The following is a 19,742-nucleotide window of genomic DNA, read 5'->3' as shown; positions in this document are numbered from 1 at the left end:
CGTGGGCGACCGCCCCGGTGGGGTCTCTGCTCGTCCTCACAAACCGCGACGTTTCCCGGTGACCGACGATCTTCACCGAAGTCATCCACCCACGACCAGCACGAGCATCCCGAACCCCGCACACACCAGACCCGTGACCAGCAACTTCACGATGCACAGCGCTCAGTGCAGAAGAGCCCACTCGTGCCTGCCCGCCTGCAGTTGCGGACGGCCCGCGAGGCGCAGTTCCGGCACGACGCGATGGCCGTGCAACGCATCGTGCGCACCGCGCTGTTCGACTGAGGGCCGGACTGCATCGGATGGTCAGGGCGTGCTCAACTCGAAGCGTTCCACCAGCACTTCGCCGCCGAGGGCCTGGGTGGCGTGGTTGAAGACGGCGAAGCGGTAGCCCATGAAGAAATGAGGCCTCTCGTTCATGGTGAAGGCCGGGCCGAGCGGGGTGAAGGTGGTGCCGTCGGTGCTGTAGGAGAACGTCGCCTGGCGGCCCGGCCCCGGGCTGATGTCGGCGGCGGCGCGCAGCCAGACGCGGCTGCCGGACGCGGGGAGGTCGGCGCCGGCCTGCTCGGTGCCGGTGCCGGTGGTGTTCCAGTCGGCGTCCATGGTCAGGCCGTCGAACATCACCAGCCTGCTGACGCCGTCCTGCCGCGTGACACCGATCCAGGCGGAGGAGTCCCGCAGCATCGCCAGCCCGGCCCGGTCGCCGTCCGCCATCCCGGAGCAGTCGAGCACGACGGTCGCGGTGGAGGCGGGGCCCTGGATGCGGCGGGTGAGGGTGTTACGGGCGTTGTAGAGGTCGTCGGTGACGGTGGCGGTCCTGAGGGTGAGCCCGTTGTCGACGGTGAACGCGGCGGTGTCGGGGTTGTGGTTCCACTCCCAGTACGGCGCCGGCGCCGTCCCCTCGAAGGTGTCGGCGCCGGTCATCGGCGGGAGCGGGTGGGGGGTGACCGGGTAGGGGTGAGTCTCGCCCCACGCGCCGTCGGCGGTCTGGAGCTCGGGCCAGCCCTCGGCGTTCCAGGTGACCGGGGCCAGGGCGGGGACGCGGCCGCCGGGATAGGCGTCGATGAAGCCCATGTAGTACCAGTCGCCGTTCGGGGTGTCGACCAGCGAGCCCTGGTGCGGCACGCCGCCGCCGGGGATCGGGCCGGGCAAGTCCAACAGCACCTCCCGCATCTCGTACGGGCCGAAGGGGCCTGAGGCGGACTTCCAGATGTACTGGCCGTTGGCCGGGCGGGTGACGAAGATGTAGTAGTTCCCGTTGATCTTGTAGAAGCGGGAGCCCTCCATCAGGTGCATGTCGTCGGGCTTGGTGAGCACGTGCTCGGACCTGACCTCGGTGCGCATGTCCGGGGAGAGCTGCGCGACGTGGATGTCGTTGGCGCCGTACGCCACGTACGGGGTGCCGTCGTCGTCGAAGAGCAGCCCCGCGTCGTAGTAAATGCTGCCGATCTCGGCGTGCCGGGTCCAGGGGCCCGCCGCGTCGGTGGCGCTGTATACGTACGTCCGCTGGTTGCCGATCTGGCCCAGCCAGTAGAAGGTCTCGTCGCTGGGGCTGTGGCGCATCGAGGACGCGTAGATGCCCTGGACGTACGCCCGTCCACCGTTGAGGTCGTACGCGTCGCCGAAGTCGAGGACCGGCACCGACTGGCCGATGAACTCCCAGTTGACCAGGTCGTAGGAGCGCAGGACGGGCGCGCCCGGCGAGTAGTGCATGGTCGAGCCGGTGTAGTAGTACGTGTCGCCGACGCGGATGACCTCGAGGTCGGCGAAGTCCTGCCAGATCACCGGGTTGGTGAACTGCTCCTGCTGGGCCGTCGTGTCTTTCCAGCGGCTGTGGGGGTGTTGGAGCCGGGACATTCGAGATCAGCTTCCTCACGTGTGGGCGACCGAGAGCCGAAGGGGCGAGCGGGGTCAGGGGGCGAGCGGGGTCAGGGGGTGAGCGGCTCGTAGGTGAACCAGTCCACATCGACGCGACCGTCGGTGGCGTAGGGGCCGATGACGCGGCCGGTGAATCCGCCGGCGACCTCGGTGGTGAGGTAGCGGCCGTCCAGGGCGGCGAGTTCGGTGAAGGTGCCGTCCTCCTGGCAGGTCCCGAAGCGTACGACGTCGGGTCCGGTGCGGGCGTCGTCGAGGGCGGTGCGGGCGGTGATGTCGAGGCCGAGGACGACGGGGCCCGGCGCCTTGTCGGACCGGGTGACGACGCTGCGCAGCGGGCCGATACGGGCGATGACGCGTACTTCGTCGGCGTCCGCCTCGATGGCGTAGTGGTGGTGTTCGTCGAGGCGGACGGCGAGGCCGCCGCTTCCGCCGGAGACGTCGAGTTGGGCCCTGGCAGGAGAGGTGCGCCTGGCGGCGGCCGAGGAAGGTGACATCGGGGGCGTCGAGGCTCCGGCCGAGGGCGTGCAGGGTGAGGTGGCCGGCGCGTTCGCGGGTGGTGATGCGTGGCGGGACACTGCGGAATGAGCAGCGCGGGCAGGAGTACAAGTCTTCGAAGCGCTTCGATAAAGCAGTGACGTTAAGGGACCACCTGTGGGGCCACAAGGCTCGCGTCAACTTTCCCTGAGATCATTGGAGAGTGGGAGGTCGACGGGGTCTTCTGCGGGTCTGCGTGAGCTTGGGTGAACGCCTTGACGCCTGGGTCGGGGTGACGGAACATCGAAGCGCTTCGAACCTCGACTCATCTGCTCCCGCGCCACCTCCAGCTCGGCCTCCAGGTCTTCTTCCTGCTTCGCATCCTGCTTCTCCTCCTCAAGGGATCTGAGCACGTGACCGAAAGCTCGCCGCCCCTCTTCCGCGACCCCACCGCCGCCCTGGACCAGCGCGTCGACGACCTCCTCTCCCGCCTCACACTCGACGAACGCATCGCATTCCTGCACCAGTTCACCCCCGCGGTGGACCGTCTCGGTCTCGCCGCCTTCCGCACCGGGCAGGAGGCACTGCACGGTGTGGCCTGGATGGGGCCCGGTGACGGTCTTCCCGCAGGCGGTCGGCCTCGGCGCGACCTGGAACGACGGCCTCGTCCGCCGGGTCGGCGACGCCGTCGCCCAGGAGACGCGGGCGATGCGCGCACGCGACGACCGGGTGGGGCTCAACGTGTGGGCGCCGACGATCAGTCTGCTGCGGCACCCGCTGTGGGGCAGGAACGAGGAGGGCTACGCCGAGGACCCGCACCTGACGGCGGCGATCGCCACGGCGTACACCCGCGGCCTACGCGGCGACGACCCGGCGTACTGGATGACGGCCCCCGTCCTCAAGCACTGGCCGGCCCACAACAACGAGACGGACAGCTCGACTTCTTCCTCCTCGGTAGGGCCGAGGGTCCTCCACGAGTACGACATGCGCGCCTTCCGCCGCCCCGTCGAGGCCGGCGCCGTGGCCGGGGTGATGCCCGCGTACAACCTCGTCAACGGGCGGCCGAACCATGTCTCGCCGTACCTGCGGGAACACCTTCGGACCTGGACGGACCAGGAAACTGCAGCCTCTGGGCAGACGTGGCCCCCCGAGCAACATAGGCATCCACGGCAACCCCGATCCCGACAACTTCGAAGTGCTGGAGAACCTGCGCTTCGAGAACATCGACATCCTCGACCACCGTGAGCCGCAGGTGAGCGCCCAGGGCTGCATCGCCCTCAACCCCGGCGACGGCAACCTCATCCGCGACGTCAGGTGCGACAACATCCGCGTCGAGGACATCCGCTGGGGCCAGCTCGTCCAGATGCGGGTCACCTACATGCCGAAGTGGAACACCGCACCCGGCCGCGGCATCGAGAACGTCTACATCAAGGACCTCACCTACACCGGCACTCACGCCGGTACGTCGCTGCTCCTGGGCCTCGACGGGGACCACCTCATCAAGGACGTCACGTTCGAGAACCTCGTCGTCAACGGGCGGATCATCCGCGACAGCGGGGGCAAGCCGGCCTGGTACCTGGCCTCGGACGGCGTGCCCATGTTCGCCAACGAGCACGTTCACAACCTCCGCTTCCTCACCACCGAGGAGGCCGCGGCTCTGTAACCTTCGGCGCCCGGCCCCGGCGTCTTCCTCAGGCGACGCCGGGGCCGACCACACACCTTTGACACCGGCAACGAGCGGGTCGGTCGCGTCCACCAGTTCCTCGACAGCTGTCTCGAAGGCTCCGTACGGGGAGGTGCGCAGCCACCCTTCACCCCGGTCTCTTGACGGCCTCCCCTCCAGGTACCCCCCAACTCTCCTACCGATACAGAATTCTCCCGAGCCCCTTGGAGCCCCCATGTCCACCGTTACCGCCATCGTCGACCTCGACATCGAGGGCCCGACGATCAGCCGACATCTCTACGGTCACTTTGCCGAGCACCTCGGCCGCTGCATCTACGGCGGCTTCTGGGTCGGGGAGGACTCGACGATCCCGAACGAGGGCGGCATCCGCCTTGACGTCGTCCAGGCGCTGCGTGCCCTGAACATCCCCAACCTCCGCTGGCCGGGTGGTTGTTTCGCCGACGAGTACCACTGGAAGGACGGCATCGGCCCCCGTGACCAGCGCCCCCGGATGGTCAACACCCACTGGGGCGACGTCGAGGAGAACAACCACTTCGGCACCCACGAGTTCATGGCGTTGTGCGAACTCCTGGGCACCGAGCCCTACATCAGCGGCAACGTCGGCTCCGGCACCGTGCAGGAGATGAGCGAATGGGTCGAGTATCTGACCCGCGACGGCGACAGCCCCATGGCCAGGCTGCGCAGGGCCAACGGCCGCGACGAGCCCTGGCGGGTGAAGTTCTGGGGCATCGGCAACGAGACGTGGGGCTGTGGCGGCAACATGCGCGCCGAGTACTCCGCAGATCTGGCCCGGCAGTACGCCACGTACTGCCGCGACCACGGCGACAACAAGCTGTACCGCATCGCCTCGGGCGCGACCGGCGACGACTACAAGTGGACCCGCACCCTGATGGAGCAGATCAACTGCTTCGGCTGCGAGGCCACCCCGCGCACCTTCTTCCAGGGCATATCCGTCCACCACTACACGATGTCCGGCACTTGGGAGGCGAAGGGCAGCGCCACCGACTTCGACACCGACGACTACTACCGCACCATGGCCTCGGCCCAGCGGATCGACCGTATCCTCACCGGCCACTCCACCGTCATGGACATCTACGACCCGGGCCGCAGGGTCGGCCTGGTCCTGGACGAGTGGGGCACCTGGTGGGACGTGGAGCCGGGCACCAACCCGGGCTTCCTGTTCCAGCAGAACACGCTGCGCGACGCGCTCGTGGCCAGCACCCACTTCGACATCTTCCACAAGCACGCCGCACGTCTGTACATGGCGAACATCGCGCAGACCGTCAACGTCCTGCAGGCCATGCTCCTCACCGACGGCGACGCGCTGTGCCTCACCCCGACCTACCACGTCTTCGAGATGAACAAGGGCCACCAGGACGCCACCTCACTCGCCGTGCACCTGCGCACCCAGGATGCCCGGCGCCGGGTGGGGGACGCCGAGCTCGACACGCTGTCCGCCTCGGCCAGCATCAAGGACGGCGCGGTGCTGATCTCAGTGTCCAATCTGGACGCCGAGGAACCGGTCGAGGTGACACTCGACCTGCGCGGGGGAGCGGTCGGCGAGCCGACCGCTCGTCTGCTGACCGCGGACAGACTCCAGGTCCACAATTCTCCGGAATCGCCCGAGGCGGTGGTTCCGCGCCCGTTCGACGGCGTGAAGCCAACAGGTCAGGGGCTCGTTCTGACGCTGCCTCCCCACTCGTTCGTCACCGTCCAGGCCCCCGTGGCCCGCGCGCACTGAGGAGCCGACATGACGAGCCGGACGCCCGACATCGCCGTGGGGACGGTGATCCACGGCGGCACCGTGGCGTCCGGCACCGCCATCTCGCCCGATCTCTTCGGGGCGTTCTTCGAGGACCCCAGCCATGCGGCGGACGGCGGCCTGTACGCCGAGCTGATCCAGAACCGTTCCTTCGCGTACAGCCGCGCCGACCGGCTTGATTGGCATGCCCTGACCGCGTGGGAGGTGCTGGAGCGGGAGGGCGCCGCCGGGGCGGTCGCCGTGTCGGCTGAGGCTCCGTTGCACCCGGCCAACCCGCAGCACGCCGTCCTGCACACCACGGCCACCGGCACGGCCGCCTCGGCGCCGGGCTGCGCAACGAGGGCTTCGACGGCATCCCCGTCCAGGAAGGTGCACACTACGACGTCAGTGTCTACGCCAGGCCCGTCAGACGGCACGGCGGTCCGGCTGGTGGCGGTGACGAGAGCCGTGACGGCGAACGGGCATACGCAGAGGGGGGTTGGGTCCGGTCGACGGATCCTGGAAGCGGCATGCGAGCGTGCTGACCTGCGCCGTTACGGACCCGGACGCCCGGTTCACTCCCACGTCGACCAGTGTCGGCACCGGCCAAGCGAACCTGGTCTCCCTCTTCCCCCAGGCGACGTTCTGGGGCTGACCGGGCGGACTGCGCGCCGACCTGGCCGAGGCTATCGCTGATCTGAAGCCCAAATTCGCTCGCTTTCCCGGCGGTTGTGTGGCGCACGGGGCTGCCTGGCGAACATGTACCGATGGTGGACACCATCGGTCCGCTGCCCGGCCTCAGACAGCAGCACAACCTGTCGGGCTACCCGCCGCGCAGGCGGGCAGCGCCCCTGTGCTGCGGCAGGGGGTGCTGGTGCTGTACCTGTCCACCTCGGCCCTGGACTCCCCGATCGTCGGCTGGGCACGCTACGACGGGACCGGCCGCACCTCCCCGACCACGGGAGACAGCGACGAGCCGCCGTACGAGTCGGGCGTGGAGGCCCTTCGCGACGGCTGGCGGCTGATCCAGGCCGCCCAACTGATCCCGCCCTGTCCGGGGCGCGAGTACGACGTCTCCTTCCTCAAGCACGAGTTCTTCTTCGAGCAGATCGTCGACGCGAGCGGAACCGTGACCGGCAATCGCCGTGTGCGGTGGGAGCAGTCGGCGGACGGAGTGCGGCTGGACCTGCCGCGGACTGTCCATGCGGGCGGTCTGGGAGGGGCCCGGCATCCTGCGGGTCGCAGCCCGCCCCGCGTCCGACGGCGCCCCCGTCCTGACCGATGGCCCGATGCTCGATCCGCTGCGCGAGCGACGACGACCCGGAACCTTCACGCTCATCGAGAAGGACGATGAACTGGACATGTCCGAGAGCTCGTTGACCCTCGTCGTCGACCTCGCCACCGGACGGCTCAGCTACCGGGGCCCCTCCGGGGACCCACTCTTCAGCGAGTTGGAGGCGGACGCGGTCCAGCTGGAGCGCCGCACGCCGGCCGGCGCGACCGACTCCGCTCCCGGCTACCGTGCCCGCCTCGGACTGCGGCTCACCGACGGCGAAGCCCTGTACGGCCTCGGCCGGCACGAGGAGGGCCGCCTTGACCGACGGGGCACGACGCAGTGCCTGTACCAGCACAACCTCAAGGTCAGTGTCCCCTTCCTGGCATCCACCCGCGGCTGGGGCCTGTTGTGGCACGGATACAGCGCGACGACCTTCCAGGACGACGCGACGGGCTGCCGGCTCCGGGCCGCATGCGTACCGGAACTCGACTACTTCGTGCTGGCGGGACCCGGACTCCATGACGTGGTCCGCCGCTTCCGGCGGCTGACCGGAGCCGCACCGATGCCGCCCCTCTTGGCCTTCGTGCTACATCCAGTCCACTGAGCGCTACCACGACCAGGAGGAACTGCTTGCGGTCGCCCGGCGCTACGTCGAACTGGGGCTGCCCTCGAGGGGATCGTGCTGGACTGGATGTCCTGGCCGGACGGCCTCTGGGGACAGAAGTCCCTCGACCCCGCGCGCTGGCCCGACCCCGAGGACCTGTGCCGCCGCCTGCACGACATCGGCACCAAACTGATGGTCTCCATCTGGCCGCACGTCCACGGCGACGGCACCGACCAGCTCGAACTCGCCGCGGCCGACGCGATGCTGGCGAACGGAACCACGTACGACGCTTCGACCCGGAGGCCCGCGCCCTGTACTGGAAGCAGGCCGAGACGGCTCTGTTGGCCAAAGGCGTCGATGCCTGGTGGACCGACTGCTCGGAACCCTTCGAGGCCGACTGGAACGGTGCGAGGGAGCCGTCCCCCGAGGAGCGGATGCGCATCAACACCACCGAGGCGGAGCGCTACCTGGGTCCGGACCGCAGTAACGCCTACTCCCTCCTGCACAGCCGCGGAATCTGGGAGGGGCAGCGGGCCACCGGCAGCCCGAAGCGGGTGCTCAACCTGACCCGGTCCGCCTATCCCGGCCCGGCAGCGCTACGGCACGTACAGCTGGTCCGGTGACATCGTCGCGACCTGGGAGACACTGCGCCGGCAGGTCGCCGAGGGGCTGAGCTTCGCCGCCTCCGGCCTGCCGTACTGGACCACCGACGTCGGAGCCTTCTTCCCCGGCAAGATCTGCCCCGGCTTGGACGGGGCGTGGTTCCTGCGCGGCGACTTCGACGCGGGAGCACAAGACCTGGGCTACCGCGAACTGTTCCTGCGCTGGTTCCAGTACGCCACCTTCCTGCCCATGCTGCGCACGCACGGCACCGGCACGCCGCGCGAGATCTGGCACTACGGCGAGCCGGGTGACCCTGTGTACGAGAGGCTGGTCCGGTTCATCCGACTGCGCAAGGCGCTGGTCCCGTACCTCTACTCCCTCGCCTGGCAGGTGCACTCCGAGGACAGCACGATGTTCCGTCCGCTGGCCTTCGACTTCGGCCACGACCCTCAAGTGACCGGGGTGGAGGATCAGTTCATGTTGGGCCCGGCCCTGATGGCCTGCCCGGTGACGAGGCCGCAGTGGTTCGGCCTCGGTGCGGTCCCGGTGCGCGACGCCCCGCAGACCCTCGGTGTCCTGCTGCCCTCGGGAACGGACTGGGTGGACGTGTGGGACGGCACGCGCCACGAAGGCGGCCGCCGCATCGAAGCCCCGACGCCAGTGGAGAAGCTGCCCGTCTACGCCCGCGCCGGCTCTGTCGTCCCCTGCGCCCGCCCCGACGTCGGCCCGGAGGAGCTGGACGTGCTCGTCTTCCCGGGCGCGGACGGCTCGTTCGTGCTGTACGAGGACGAAGGCGACGGCTGGGACTACGAGCAGGGCGCCGGCATCCGCACCGAGCTGCGCTGGGACGAGGCGGACGGCACTTTGACCGTCGGCCGCCCGGTGGGCGACTACCCCGGGCGCCCGGTCCGTCGCGTTGTACGCGCCCGGCTGGTCGAGCCGGGCCGGGGCTGGGCCGAAGCATCGGCGTTGTGGCTCACTGCCGAGCAGCAGCAGCGCCAGGAGCTGCGGATTCCCTTGCGACCGTCGCGATCGTCGTCGCGGCGGTCCTGACCGGGGGCGCTGTCCCGCGTCCCCCTGTCCGTACCGAGAATGAATGGCTCCGCACTTCCCCGGTGCGGAGCCGTCGCTATGTGTTCTGTCGGTTCACTCCGGGCGGGTGGAGAGACGGAGCAGCACCGCCGAAGGGGCCGACGGGAGGGAGACGTCGAGCGTCGCGGCCTTCGGGTCCCACGTGGCTTGCGCCTTGGTGGTGGAGGGGTACAGCACGTCGACGCCGACCCGGGCACCGCGAAGGGTCGGGAACGGGAGAACGGCCGACTCGTCGGAGTCGTCACCGGGACGGCGCCACACGGTGACGTACGTGGTGTCGGGTGTGTGCAGAGCCAGGGCGACCCACGGGTCGTACCAGCCGGGGAGGCCCAGCGGCCAGGCGGGGACGGCGGTGGCCAGGTCACCGCGGATCGACTTGTGGACGGCGACCGCCTCGTGCGCCAACGCGAGGGCATCGGGGGCGAGTTCGGGGAGGAGGCCGGAGAGGTGGATGCGGCCGAGGAGGGCGCTGGCCATGGTGAAGGCGACCTCGTCGAGGGAGTCGTCGGGCAGCGGGTAGGCCCACACCGCCCCTTGTTCCGGCGTGACCGCGGTGGGTGCGGCCGCCGCGATCGGGGCGTACAACTCCAGGTTCTGCTGGTCGCTGGTGGAGTGCAGCTGGACGCGCGAGAGAAGGGCGTAATCGGAGCGCTTGCCGCCGGAGGCGCAGCTCTCCAGGACGAGGCCCGGGTGGCGGTCCAACACGCCGTCCAGCCAGTCGAGGAAGGCGCGGTTGTGGCCGAGCAGGCCGTCCGCCGGGGCCTCACCGGGGTGACTGCTGGTGCCGGAACCCGCATCCACGTTGTAGTCGAGCTTGAAGTAGCCGATGCCCAGGCCGTCGACGAGCCGGTCCACCACCTCGTCAAGGTGGGCGCGGGCGGCGGGGTGGCGCAGGTCGAGGTGGTAGCGGCCGTTGGCGTTGACGCGGGCGCCGTGGCGGCGGAAGAACGCCTCGTCGGGCAGGGCGGTGGCGACCGGGCTGCGCACGCCCACCACTTCGGGTTCCAGCCACAGTCCCGGCACCATGCCGCGCTCCCGTATCCGATCCATGACCTCCCCCAGGCCGCCCTCGCCGGGAAAGCGGGAGGGGGCGGGCTCCCACGCGCCGACGGTGGTCCACCAGCCGCCGTCCCCGTCGTCGTACCAGCCGGCGTCGATGACGAAATACTCGGCGCCCGCCTCGGCGGCGGCGTCGACGTGCGGCAGCAGGCGGGCCGTGGTCGGGTCGCCCATCAGGCAGTTCATGTAGTCGTTGAAGATGACGGGAAGGTGCTGGTGGTCGGGGTGCGGGCGGCGGATCGCCCGCCGGTATCGGGTGAGGGCGGCGAACGCCTCGTCGATGCCGCCGGTCTCGGTGAGGGCGAGGGCCACGGGGACGGTCGTGAAGCTCGCCCCCGGCTCAAGACGGTGCGACCAGCCGTGCCGGACGTTGGTGGGGCCGGACAGGGACAGGAATCCCGTGTCCATGTTCTCCCCGCACTCCCATTGCCAGCCGCCGCCGTTGATCTCCAGCTGCCACAGCCAGGTCCGCCCCGTCTCGCGGTCGCTCAGCGCGCCCATCGGCAGGTGACCGCCGCTGGAGCAGGAACCCTTCCCGGCGATGGTGAAGGCCCCCTTGCGGTAGGGCTGGTGGACGCGGCCGTTGATGTGCGGGACGGCCTGGCGCAACGGGCGCCGCTGCCAGCGGTGCTCGTCCATCCACTCGTTCTCCGCCCACAGCAGGTCCGCGGTCTCCTGCTGCGCGGGGTCCGTGGTGAGGACGCCGAGGACGAGGGAGGTGACCGACTCCAGGTCGAGCGGGTTGCTGCCCCCGTTGCGCAGCTCCACGTGTGCACGCAGGACCGGGATGCCGTCGGGCGAGCGGTAGACCACGTCAGCGGCGAGGTCCGTCTCGGGGTCGTGCAGGCGGACGGTCAGCTGGTGCCAGTCCCCGTCGCGCCGGGCGTCGTGGCTGAGGTAGCGCAGCCGTGCGCCGACACTGTCGACCAGGCGCCGGCTGGACGAGTCCGGGCCCTGGGCGCCTACGACGGCCTCGACCAGCGGCAGCGACTCCCTCGAACCGGCCGGCCTGGGCACGGTGTCGGGGGCGCCGAGGTGACGGAGTCGCGGACGGCCGTCCTGGTCGGCGTCGATGATCAGGCGCAGGGCGTCGTGGCCCCAGTCGAGGAGAACGCGGGTGTCGATCATGATGAGTGTTCCTTCGCTTCTTCGGTGTCAGCGGCTGGTGTGCGCGGCGAACGCCCGGCCCGCGTGAGCCGGTACGGCAGCGGGCCGCACGGGGGTGCTGGTGATGTGGACCGGCTGTCCGGCTTCGGCCGCGGCGAGCAGCGCCTCCATGGCCTCCTGGACGTGATAGGCGAGGCAGCCGTCCGCGCGGTGCGGGGTGTCGGAGGCGTGGGCGGCTGCCAGGTCAGCGATGCCGTAGCCGCGCTCGGCGCCCGGGTAGCCGCCCCGCACGGGGACGTCCTCCCAGTCCTTGGTCTCCGCGCCGGCCCGGAAGAGGCGCACCGGGCCGTCGAAATGGTTGGGGTCGGGGACGGACAGCGAGCCTTCCGTTCCGTAGATCTCGATGTGCGGCAGGCCCGCTGCCCAGACGTCGAACGACATCACCAGCGTCGACAGCGCCCCGCTCGCGTGCTCCAGAACGCCGGTGACGTGCGTGGCCACCTCCACCGGGAATGTGGTGACCGCGCGCGGACCGTGGCCGACGGTGCGCTCGGACCGCGAGGCGGAGGTCATGCCGACCACCTTGCGCACCGGACCGAGCAGGGTGACGAGCGCGGTGAGGTAGTACGGCCCCAGGTCGAACAGCGGGCCGCCGCCCGGCCGGTAGTAGAACTCCGGCGCCGGGTGCCAGAGTTCAGGGCCGGGGACCGTCATGAAGGCGGTCGCGGCGACGGGTGTGCCGAGTTCCCCGGCGTCCAGCACCGCGCGGGCGGTCCGCACGCCCGGGCCCAGGACGGTGTCCGGCGCGCAGCCCACCCGTACCCCCGCCGCTTCGGCCGCGTCGAGGACGGATCGGGCCTCAGCCGTGGTCGCGGCCAGGGGCTTCTCGCCGTAGACGTGCTTGCCCGCGGCGATCGCGGCATGGGCGACCTCGGCGTGGGCGGCGGGGACGGTCAGGTTGAGGACGAGGTCGACGTCGCCGGCCGCGCACAGCTCTTTGACGGTCGTGGCGCGGCCGCCGGGGACGGTGGCCGCGACGGCGCGGGCGCGGGCCGCGTCCAGGTCGGCGACAGCCGTGACGCTCAGATGCGTCAGCGCGGGGAGGGTGCGCAGATAGGCGCCGCTGATCTGTCCGGCATCGACCAGCCCGATCCGCAGGGCTGTGGGGCGTTCCGTCAACGGGTCGCCCATGCCATGCCCCTCCGGATCATCGTGTCGACCTCGGGAACCTCCAGGTCGGCGAGGCTGTGTCCGAGGGCGGTGACGAACACCCGGCCCGCGCCCCAGTGCCTGGTCCAGGTGACCGGCACCGGCGTGCCGAGGAGTTCGGGATGGTCGGGATCGGGGCCGTACCCGGTGACGGCGAGCACCTCGATCGCAGGATCCACGTGCAGGTAGTACTGCTCGGTGGTGACGGTGAACGGCTTGATGCCGCCTGCCGGCACCGGATGGTCGGCCTTTTCCGGGACGGGGCGCACGTCGAAGTCGTGAACTCCCGTGCGTGGTGCACGAACTGGCCGCCCGTCATCATCTGATAGCGGGTCTCGGCGCGGAACGCGTCGACGATGCCTCCGTGCCAGCCGGCCAGGCCGGTCCCCGCCCCGACAGCCTGGCTCAGGCCCTCCGCCTGCGGGCCGGTGATCTCGCCCATCGTCCAGCACTGCACCACCAGGTCCGTGGCGGCCAGCAGCTCCTCGTCGAGGTAGCTGTCGAGCGTGCCGGAGACGGTCACTGGGTAGCCGTCCGCCTTGAGTATCGTGACGCAGCGGTCGGTGGCGGCCACGGGGACGTGCCCGTCCCAGCCCCCGCGGACTACCAAGGCCTGCTTGACAGACGTCACAGGCCGTTCCCGGGGGCATCGGTCAGGTCCACGTCCACGGGAGCCTGGGTAACGGCAGGCGCGAGCCATGTAGCGAGCGCGTGGGCCAGATCGCGGCCGGGCACGGTGCTGAGGGGGCTGTCACGCTTCTTCGTCCTGACAGCTCAAATCGCCTTTGTTGCAGGGTACGTGGTGGATGCGAGCGTGACGTTCCGTGGGTGGCCATGGTGTCTCCTCGAGTGCGGATGCCGTGGGGGCGCCAGGAAGTCTGGGGGAGCTCCCAGGAGTTGGCGGTGTGGAAGTCGGTGCGTCAGGGGGTGGGGGAGCGCAAAGAGGAACGCTCCGCTGTGTTCGATAGTACGAACTACGATCGAAACATCGACCATCAAAATGATAGGAGCCCCGTGGATAACGTCAACACCTTGAGCGATGTCGTCGGGGGAGTTGGCTGGTGGGTGCTGAAACCACGGGTGGTGTCCGGAAGGCCCCTCCATCGGTGTCGGTGAGGGCTTCCAGTACGGCCATCCTGGAAGCCCTCATAGGGGTCCTTGCACTATGAGCGTCTGACCCCTGAGGGCGTTCCGGAACGGAGTGCTGGACGCGGACGTCGCGCTGTCGTCCGGGCCGCCGCGCACGCGCGCGTGGCATCCGGAGGCGTCCGATGTCGCGCCGAGCCGACCCTCTCACTGGCACCACCGAGGTCGGCACCGTTGTCATCCGCGAGGACATCACACAGTGGTGGCAGCGCCTCGAACGGGTCGTGGTGATCGGGGTGACCGATGGGCGCGAAGAGGTAGTGGCCGAGGCGGACTCGGTCGGCTACCGGCGCATCGTGCGTTTCCCTCGCGCATTGCCGACGAGGTCAGGGTCACGACCGCGGTCCCTCCCAGTATCTGGAGGAAGCGGCGCCGTCTGGCCCCGGAGTGAGCCGCTGCCTGCTGGAGGGGTTGGGTGAGGACAGGACACATGCGGAGGGTTCTTCCTGGTGGGGGTCAGCTGTGGCGGACGGAGAGCGCCATTCCCACCTCCGGTTCGGTGCGCTCGCGGACGTCCGAGAAGGACACTTCAGGGGCGAGTTCGACCAGGGACAGGCCGTCGGCCGTGATGTCGAGGACGGCGAGGTCGGTGATGATCCGGTGGACGCAGGCACGCCCGGTCAGCGGGAGCGTGCACTCGTCAACGATCTTCGGTGAGCCGTCCTTGGCGGTGTGCTCCATGAGGACGATGACCTTGCGGGCGCCGTGCACCAGGTCCATTGCGCCGCCCATGCCCTTGATCATCTTGCCGGGTACGGTCCAGTTGGCGAGGTCACCGGCCGCGGAGACCTGCATGCCGCCCAACACGGCGACGTCGATGCGGCCGCCGCGGATCATCCCGAAGGACCGTGCCGAGTCGAAGAAGGCGGCGCCGGGCAGCACGGTGACGGTCTCCTTGCCCGCGTTGATCAGGTCGGGATCGACCTCGTCGTCGTACGGGTACGGGCCGGTGCCCAGGATGCCGTTCTCCGAGTGCAGCACCACGTGGACGCCGGGCGGGAGGTGGTTGGGGATGAGGGTGGGCAGTCCGATGCCCAGGTTGACGTAGGAGCCGTCAGGCAGTTCGCGGGCGGCGCGGGCTGCCATCTGGTCGCGGGTCCAGGCCATCAGTGCCGCTTCTCACGCGTGCGGACGGTGCGCTTCTCGATGCCCTTGTCGTCGGCGGGGACGGGGCCCACGACCCGGTCGACGTAGATGCCGGGCAGGTGGACGGCGTCGGGGTCAATGGCGCCGGGTTCGACGAGTTCCTCGACCTCGGCGATGGTGGTCCGACCGGCCATGGCCGCGAGGGGATTGAAGTTGGCGGCGCTGCGGTGGAAGACGAGGTTGCCGTGCCGGTCGCCGCGGGCGGCCCGTACCAGGGCGAAGTCGGTGGTGATGGCCTCCTCCAGGACGTACGCCCGGCCGCGGAAGGTGCGTGTCTCCTTGGGCGGGGAGGCCACCGCGACGCTGCCGTCGGGGCCGTAGCGCCAGGGCAGGCCGCCGTCGGCTACCTGGGTGCCGATCCCGGCGGGGGTGTAAAGGGCGGGGATGCCGGTGCCGCCGGCGCGCAGCCGTTCGGCGAGGGTGCCCTGCGGGGTGAGTTCCACCTCCAGTTCACCGGCGAGGTACTGGCGGGCGAACTCCTTGTTCTCGCCGACGTAGGAGCCGGTCACTCGGGCGATTCGGCCGGCCGCCAGCAGGACGCCGAGGCCCTGGCCGTCCACGCCGCAGTTGTTGGAGACCACGCGCAGTCCGTCGGCGCCCTGGGCGTGCAGGGCGTCGATGAGCACGGTGGGTATGCCGCACAGCCCGAAGCCGCCCACCGCCAGCGACGCCCCTTCCGGTATGTCGGCGACCGCCTCGGCGGCCGAGGCCATGACCTTGTCCACGTTGTTCATGCCTTTCTCCGGTGCCGGACGCGGTATCCGGCACCGGGTGGTGCCAGAGCTCATCGCACGGTGGTCATTGCCTGCGGCGGGCAGGTGGCAGAGGCACCGGGGCGACGCCCTCGACGACGGTGTTGCTGATGGTGCCGATGCCCTCGACTGTCATGGTGACGCTGTCGCCGGGGACGAGGGGCAGTGGTTCGAGGATGCTGTGGCGGCCCCAGAGTTCGGCCAGGCAGCCGCCGTTGCCGCAGGTTCCGGAGCCCAGGACGTCGCCGGGGCGGATCCAGGTGCCGCGGGAGGCGTACGCCGCCATCTCCTCGAACGTCCAGGCCATATTGGCCAGTCGATCCTGACCGACGTTATGGCCGTTGACCTGAACGGTCAGGGCGAGGTCGAGGAGGCCTTCCGGGTTGCGGTGGGGTTCCAGTTCGTCGGCGGTGACGAGCCAGGGGCCGAGGGTGGTGGCGGTGTCTTTGCCCTTGGCCGGGCCGAGCTTCACCTTCATCTCGCGGCCCTGCAGGTCGCGGGCGGACCAGTCGTTGAGGATCGTGTAGCCGAGGATGTGTTGCAGTTCTGGCCAGCAACTCAAGGTAGGTCTAGGCGCCCTGCCTCGCAACGGCCTGGCTGGGACCATCCCCGCGGGCGCGGGCGGTGGACATCCACGCATCCATCCCCGCACGCGCGGGGATGGTCCCCAGTGGAACGAGATCCTCGGCGGTAGCAGTTATGTCCGTGTCGGCGGCCTCCTGTGCGGCGTGTTCGAGGGCGTACTGCTGGGATCGGCTGCAGGAGAGACCCGCGGTGAGCTGGGTACTGACGGAGCCGATCCGGTGGCCGTCTCAAGGTCGAGCACGTCGTAGCCGACCAATTTGCCAGAGCGTGTCATAACTGCGTTCACGTACCAGCATCGTGCTCATTGCCGCCGCCTTGCCGACGCCCGACGGAGCCACACCGAGGAGCGTGTAGGCCGATGTCTTTCGCAACGTTGTGTAACCACGCCCCAATGTCCCTGAGTTCATTGGAACGGGCCGTGCTTCCTGGCGGTTGGCGGGGACGTGTTCGTGTCGCCATACCGTAGGAACTTGCAGGTCAGAGGCGTATGTGGTGGGGCACCATAGTTCTGCGTACGGAGGTGCGTGTGACCACCATGACCGCGTCGCCGACGCCCCTACGAGAGCCCCAATCGAGCCCGCGAGAGCGCTGTCCGAGTTGCACTGTTCGGGCGTGATTTGGTGGTGGGGTGCTGACTCCCGTGCTGGTTTGGTGCTGACTAACGACTTGGTTCGCGATACCGCTGTCGGCAGTTGATCGCCGCTTCGCCCAGGAACTGGCCGTGACAGGACGTAATGCGGTGGCAGTTGTTCCCGAGTTCCTGCTTGGATGCTCGGCGTGACGTCTGTGGATCTTGCTGATCGCCGTGAGCTGCTGGACCAACTTGAGCAGTACTACGACGCGGTTCCCCGCTCCGGTGCCCGAGTCGAAGGCTTCGGGCCGCTGACCCTGTTCATACGAGAGGGGCAAGGCTGGCCCCTCTATGCACGTCCGGCCCTGGGATGGTCCGGAGCGGTGAGTGCCGCCGATGTGAACCGGGTCCGCGCCCGGCAGCGGGAACTGGGCATCCCGGAGAGTTTCGAGTGGGTCGCCGAGACCGCGCCCGCGCTGCGGGCCGCGGTCGAGCAGGCAGGGCTTACGGTGCACGAGCACCCCCTGATGGTGCTCGGCCCAGGCGTGCCGACTCCCGCCGTGCCCGAGGTGGCCGACGGCGTGTTGGTCCGGACCGTCGAGCCGGGCGATTCCGTGCTGCCGAGCGCGCTGGCCGTTCCTCACCTGGCTTTCGCCGAGCCTGGCACCGGTGTCGGTGCGGCCGGCCTGGCAGAACTGGGCGAGGCGGTGCGCGGCTGTGTCGATGACGGATCGGTGGAACGCGCGGCGGCACGCATCCTGGCCGGCCTGACGTGCGTTGCAGCCGCGGTGGAGGACAGCACGGCGCTGTGCGCCGGTCAGCACCAGCCGGTCGGCGCGGTCACCGAGATCGTCGGGGTGGGAACTTTGCCGACCGCGCGCCGTCGGGGTCTTGCGCATGCGGTCACCGCAGTGCTGGTGGCCGACGCCCGGTCGCGAGGTGCCAAGATTATCTTCTTGTCCGCGGGCGACGATGACGTCGCCCGGATCTACGCCCGGCTCGGCTTCCGCTCCGTGGCCACGGCACTGATCGCCGAGCCCGTCGAGTAGCCACTGGCAGGCAGGCCGCCACCCGTGACGCAACGACGGCCGCACGGGTTGGGCGGATTGTGACGTCAGCCTGGGCCCGTGCGGCCTTGTATCATCCTGCCTTCTGCGGCCTGTCCCGTGCACATCTCGGCGGACTGATCGAGGAGTTGGCCACTCCCTGGACCGCCCGGTGCGAGTCCGCGCTGCGCGAGCGGCGAGGAGGCGAGCGCAAGCGGGCAGCCGGAGCCGGGCCGCACCACCATCTGGTCCTCACCGACCGCGTGCTGGTCACCCTGGTCGTCCTGCGCCTGCAATTGCCGCACGCGGTACTGGCCGAACGGTGCGGAGTGAGCCGACCCACCATCACCCGGGCGGTGCACGAGATCCGGCCGCTGCTCGCGGCACGGGGCTTTGCCGTCCCGGACAGGCCCGGCCTACGACTGCGCACCCTGGCAGACGTCTTCGCCTACGCCGGCGCCGAGGGCGTGGAGCTGCGGATCGACGGCACCGAAGTACAGGTCCGCCGCCCCCGCGCGGGCAGGCCCGGCTGCAAGGCGTTCGTCTCCGGCAAGAAGAAGCAGAACACAGCCAAGACCACCACCATCAGTGACCACCAGGGTCGCCTGCTGTGGTCGGGGGCGGATCGGCCCGGGCGCCAGCACGACCAGACCGCCATGCGCACCGAGGGCATCGCCGAACTGCTCCGCCTCCACCCTCAGGTCAAGGCCGAGGTCGACGAGGGCTACCGGGGCCTGGCCAACGACTTCCCGGACCAGGTCAGCGCCCCGCCGAAGAAACCGAAGGGCGACGCCCCGCTTGGTGACCTGCACGCCTGGCGCGAGCGCCGCCGCCGCCAGTCCTCCCGCCGCATCCGGGTCGAGCATGCCATCGGCGAGCAGAAAAAGTGGCGTCCGCTCCAACGGTACATCGGACGGCGCGAGTCCTATGGCGAGACCCACGCGGCCATCGCCGGCCTGGTCGCCGACCGCGCTGCCCGCCGACTCAGCCGACGCCGCACCAGCAGCGAACTGGTGCTCGCCCGACCGGTCACCTGCTGACGTACCAGCAGGCGAACTGCCAGCCAGCACGCCTCAACCTCAATCGCGAACCAAGTCGTAACTGATCGTTTCAGAATGAGGTTCGTAGGCGCCGGAGACAGCTGAGGCTGCCAGCTGGTTCGAGCGGGACCATGGACGCCTGGGGGCTAACGCAGCGCGGCGGCGACCAGTCCTTCGAGGGCCTCACGCCGTACTTCGCCGCCGTTCACCAGTCGGTCGAAGACCAGCCCGTCGATGCAGGTCAGCAGAGTGTGAGTGCGGTTCTCGACGTCGGTCACACCGTGCTTGGCGAGGAACAGCCGGACGGCCTCGCGGCCGGCGTTCTCGCGGGGCACGAGGATCTCGCGCAGCTCTTTGTCGCGCACGCTCTCGACGGCGCAAGCATGGCGGGCGAGCGAGCGTCGGCGGCCCTCGCCGGTGAGTCGCTGTCGGGTGAGCGTCACCATGCCGTCCACCAGTTCCTCGACGGTACACAGGGGTGGAAGCTCGTCGGCCGTCGTTTGAAGTTCCGCCTGGTCGAGTTGGACGAGGTGGGCGACGAGTCCGGTCAGCAGCGCGGCGCGGGTGCGGAAGTAGGCCGAGGTGGTGCCGGGCGGCATGGCTGCTCTGCGGTCGACCGCGCGGTGGGTCAGGCCGCGCATCCCTTCGTCGGCGAGGACGTCGAGAGCTGCGTCTGCAAGGAGGGTGCGCCGATCCGAAGCCATAGCCCCTTTCTACACCCGTAGAGACTCA

15 protein-coding genes and 5 pseudogenes are annotated in these 19,742 nt (G+C 69.8%); 9 read left to right on the top strand and 11 right to left on the bottom strand.

The genetic code is table 11. From position 1 onward, the window contains the following. Positions 1 to 303: 303 nt before the first annotated feature. The 3 genes from IO24_RS0135400 to IO24_RS46850 form a co-directional block, all read right to left on the bottom strand. Positions 304 to 1,854 (bottom strand): glycoside hydrolase family 43 protein, encoded by a 1,551-nt coding sequence (locus IO24_RS0135400; protein WP_045296996.1) that lies wholly within the window; start codon positions 1,852 to 1,854, stop codon positions 304 to 306. Between the two features lie 71 nt (positions 1,855 to 1,925). After that, complete coding sequence (locus IO24_RS41280; protein WP_051905999.1) at positions 1,926 to 2,369, bottom strand: beta-xylosidase family glycoside hydrolase; 444 nt, start codon at positions 2,367 to 2,369, stop codon at positions 1,926 to 1,928. A 177-nt stretch (positions 2,370 to 2,546) separates the two neighbouring features. Then, positions 2,547 to 2,939, bottom strand: coding sequence for a hypothetical protein (locus IO24_RS46850; protein ID WP_031143168.1), 393 nt, complete (start codon positions 2,937 to 2,939; stop codon positions 2,547 to 2,549). On the opposite strand from IO24_RS46850, the pseudogene IO24_RS43735 reads away from it, so the two are divergent. The 7 genes and pseudogenes from IO24_RS43735 to IO24_RS42255 form a co-directional block, all read left to right on the top strand. Continuing rightward, a pseudogene (locus IO24_RS43735) lies at positions 2,859 to 3,498 on the top strand (glycoside hydrolase family 3 N-terminal domain-containing protein); the annotation flags it as partial. The gene IO24_RS46850 and the pseudogene IO24_RS43735 sit on opposite strands and share 81 nt — an antisense overlap. 46 nt (positions 3,499 to 3,544) lie before the next feature. Next, positions 3,545 to 4,012, top strand: a complete 468-nt coding sequence (locus IO24_RS0135380) for a hypothetical protein (RefSeq protein ID WP_031143164.1) — start codon at positions 3,545 to 3,547, stop codon at positions 4,010 to 4,012. Positions 4,013 to 4,247: 235 nt separating this feature from the next. Beyond that, on the top strand, positions 4,248 to 5,774 hold the full coding sequence (locus tag IO24_RS0135375; protein WP_031143162.1) for an alpha-N-arabinofuranosidase: 1,527 nt from the start codon (positions 4,248 to 4,250) through the stop codon (positions 5,772 to 5,774). 856 nt (positions 5,775 to 6,630) lie between these two features. Beyond that, positions 6,631 to 6,891, top strand: a pseudogene (locus IO24_RS46845) (hypothetical protein); the annotation flags it as partial. 85 nt (positions 6,892 to 6,976) lie between these two features. Continuing rightward, entirely contained in the window at positions 6,977 to 7,654 is a 678-nt protein-coding gene (locus IO24_RS42265) for a hypothetical protein (protein ID WP_051905998.1), read from the top strand. An 87-nt stretch (positions 7,655 to 7,741) separates the two neighbouring features. After that, positions 7,742 to 8,277, top strand: a pseudogene (locus IO24_RS43725) (TIM-barrel domain-containing protein). Then, complete coding sequence (locus IO24_RS42255; protein WP_341866251.1) at positions 8,234 to 9,310, top strand: glycoside hydrolase family 31 protein; 1,077 nt, start codon at positions 8,234 to 8,236, stop codon at positions 9,308 to 9,310. Before IO24_RS43725 ends, IO24_RS42255 begins: the two are co-directional and overlap by 44 nt. Before the next feature lie 93 nt (positions 9,311 to 9,403). On the opposite strand, the gene IO24_RS0135355 is transcribed toward IO24_RS42255, so the two are convergent. The 7 genes and pseudogenes from IO24_RS0135355 to IO24_RS0135330 all read right to left on the bottom strand — a co-directional run. Beyond that, positions 9,404 to 11,536: an alpha-galactosidase gene (locus IO24_RS0135355; RefSeq protein ID WP_031143158.1), complete on the bottom strand. Its 2,133-nt coding sequence runs from the start codon at positions 11,534 to 11,536 to the stop codon at positions 9,404 to 9,406. Positions 11,537 to 11,563: 27 nt separating this feature from the next. Beyond that, positions 11,564 to 12,706 (bottom strand): Gfo/Idh/MocA family protein, encoded by a 1,143-nt coding sequence (locus IO24_RS0135350; RefSeq protein WP_031143156.1) that lies wholly within the window; start codon positions 12,704 to 12,706, stop codon positions 11,564 to 11,566. Further along, entirely contained in the window at positions 12,691 to 12,993 is a 303-nt protein-coding gene (locus IO24_RS47470) for a ThuA domain-containing protein (RefSeq protein ID WP_338055605.1), read from the bottom strand. The genes IO24_RS0135350 and IO24_RS47470 overlap by 16 nt, the downstream gene beginning before the upstream one ends. A gap of 74 nt (positions 12,994 to 13,067) precedes the next feature. Then, positions 13,068 to 13,424 (bottom strand): annotated as a pseudogene (locus tag IO24_RS47465) (ThuA domain-containing protein); the annotation flags it as partial. A 902-nt stretch (positions 13,425 to 14,326) separates the two neighbouring features. Continuing rightward, the gene (locus tag IO24_RS0135340; protein ID WP_031143154.1) at positions 14,327 to 14,977 is read right to left on the bottom strand and encodes a CoA transferase subunit B; all 651 of its coding nucleotides are present in this window, start codon (positions 14,975 to 14,977) and stop codon (positions 14,327 to 14,329) included. Continuing rightward, a complete protein-coding gene (locus IO24_RS0135335) occupies positions 14,977 to 15,741 on the bottom strand; it encodes a CoA transferase subunit A (protein WP_031143152.1) in 765 nt (254 codons plus the stop codon). Before IO24_RS0135335 ends, IO24_RS0135340 begins: the two co-directional genes overlap by 1 nt. Before the next feature lie 73 nt (positions 15,742 to 15,814). Next, a pseudogene (locus IO24_RS0135330) lies at positions 15,815 to 16,306 on the bottom strand (fumarylacetoacetate hydrolase family protein); the annotation flags it as partial. Positions 16,307 to 17,121: 815 nt separating this feature from the next. Here IO24_RS0135330 and IO24_RS0135325 point away from each other — a divergent pair. Further along, positions 17,122 to 17,973 carry a GNAT family N-acetyltransferase gene (locus tag IO24_RS0135325; RefSeq protein WP_031143148.1) on the top strand — a complete coding sequence of 284 codons (852 nt, stop codon included), beginning with the start codon at positions 17,122 to 17,124 and terminating at the stop codon, positions 17,971 to 17,973. Between the two features lie 86 nt (positions 17,974 to 18,059). After that, entirely contained in the window at positions 18,060 to 19,010 is a 951-nt protein-coding gene (locus tag IO24_RS0135320; protein ID WP_234335343.1) for a transposase family protein, read from the top strand. A gap of 146 nt (positions 19,011 to 19,156) precedes the next feature. Here IO24_RS0135320 and IO24_RS0135315 read toward each other — a convergent pair whose 3' ends face one another. Next, positions 19,157 to 19,714 carry a TetR/AcrR family transcriptional regulator gene (locus tag IO24_RS0135315; protein WP_031143137.1) on the bottom strand — a complete coding sequence of 186 codons (558 nt, stop codon included), beginning with the start codon at positions 19,712 to 19,714 and terminating at the stop codon, positions 19,157 to 19,159. Between the last annotated feature and the right edge of the window lie 28 nt (positions 19,715 to 19,742).

It is taken from the genome of Streptomyces flavovariabilis (assembly GCF_000725785.1).
GTDB classification, from domain to species: Bacteria; Actinomycetota; Actinomycetes; order Streptomycetales; family Streptomycetaceae; genus Streptomyces; species Streptomyces hawaiiensis.
Note: the sequence above shows the minus strand (reverse complement) of the source record. Positions and strands in the feature narration are given on the sequence as shown.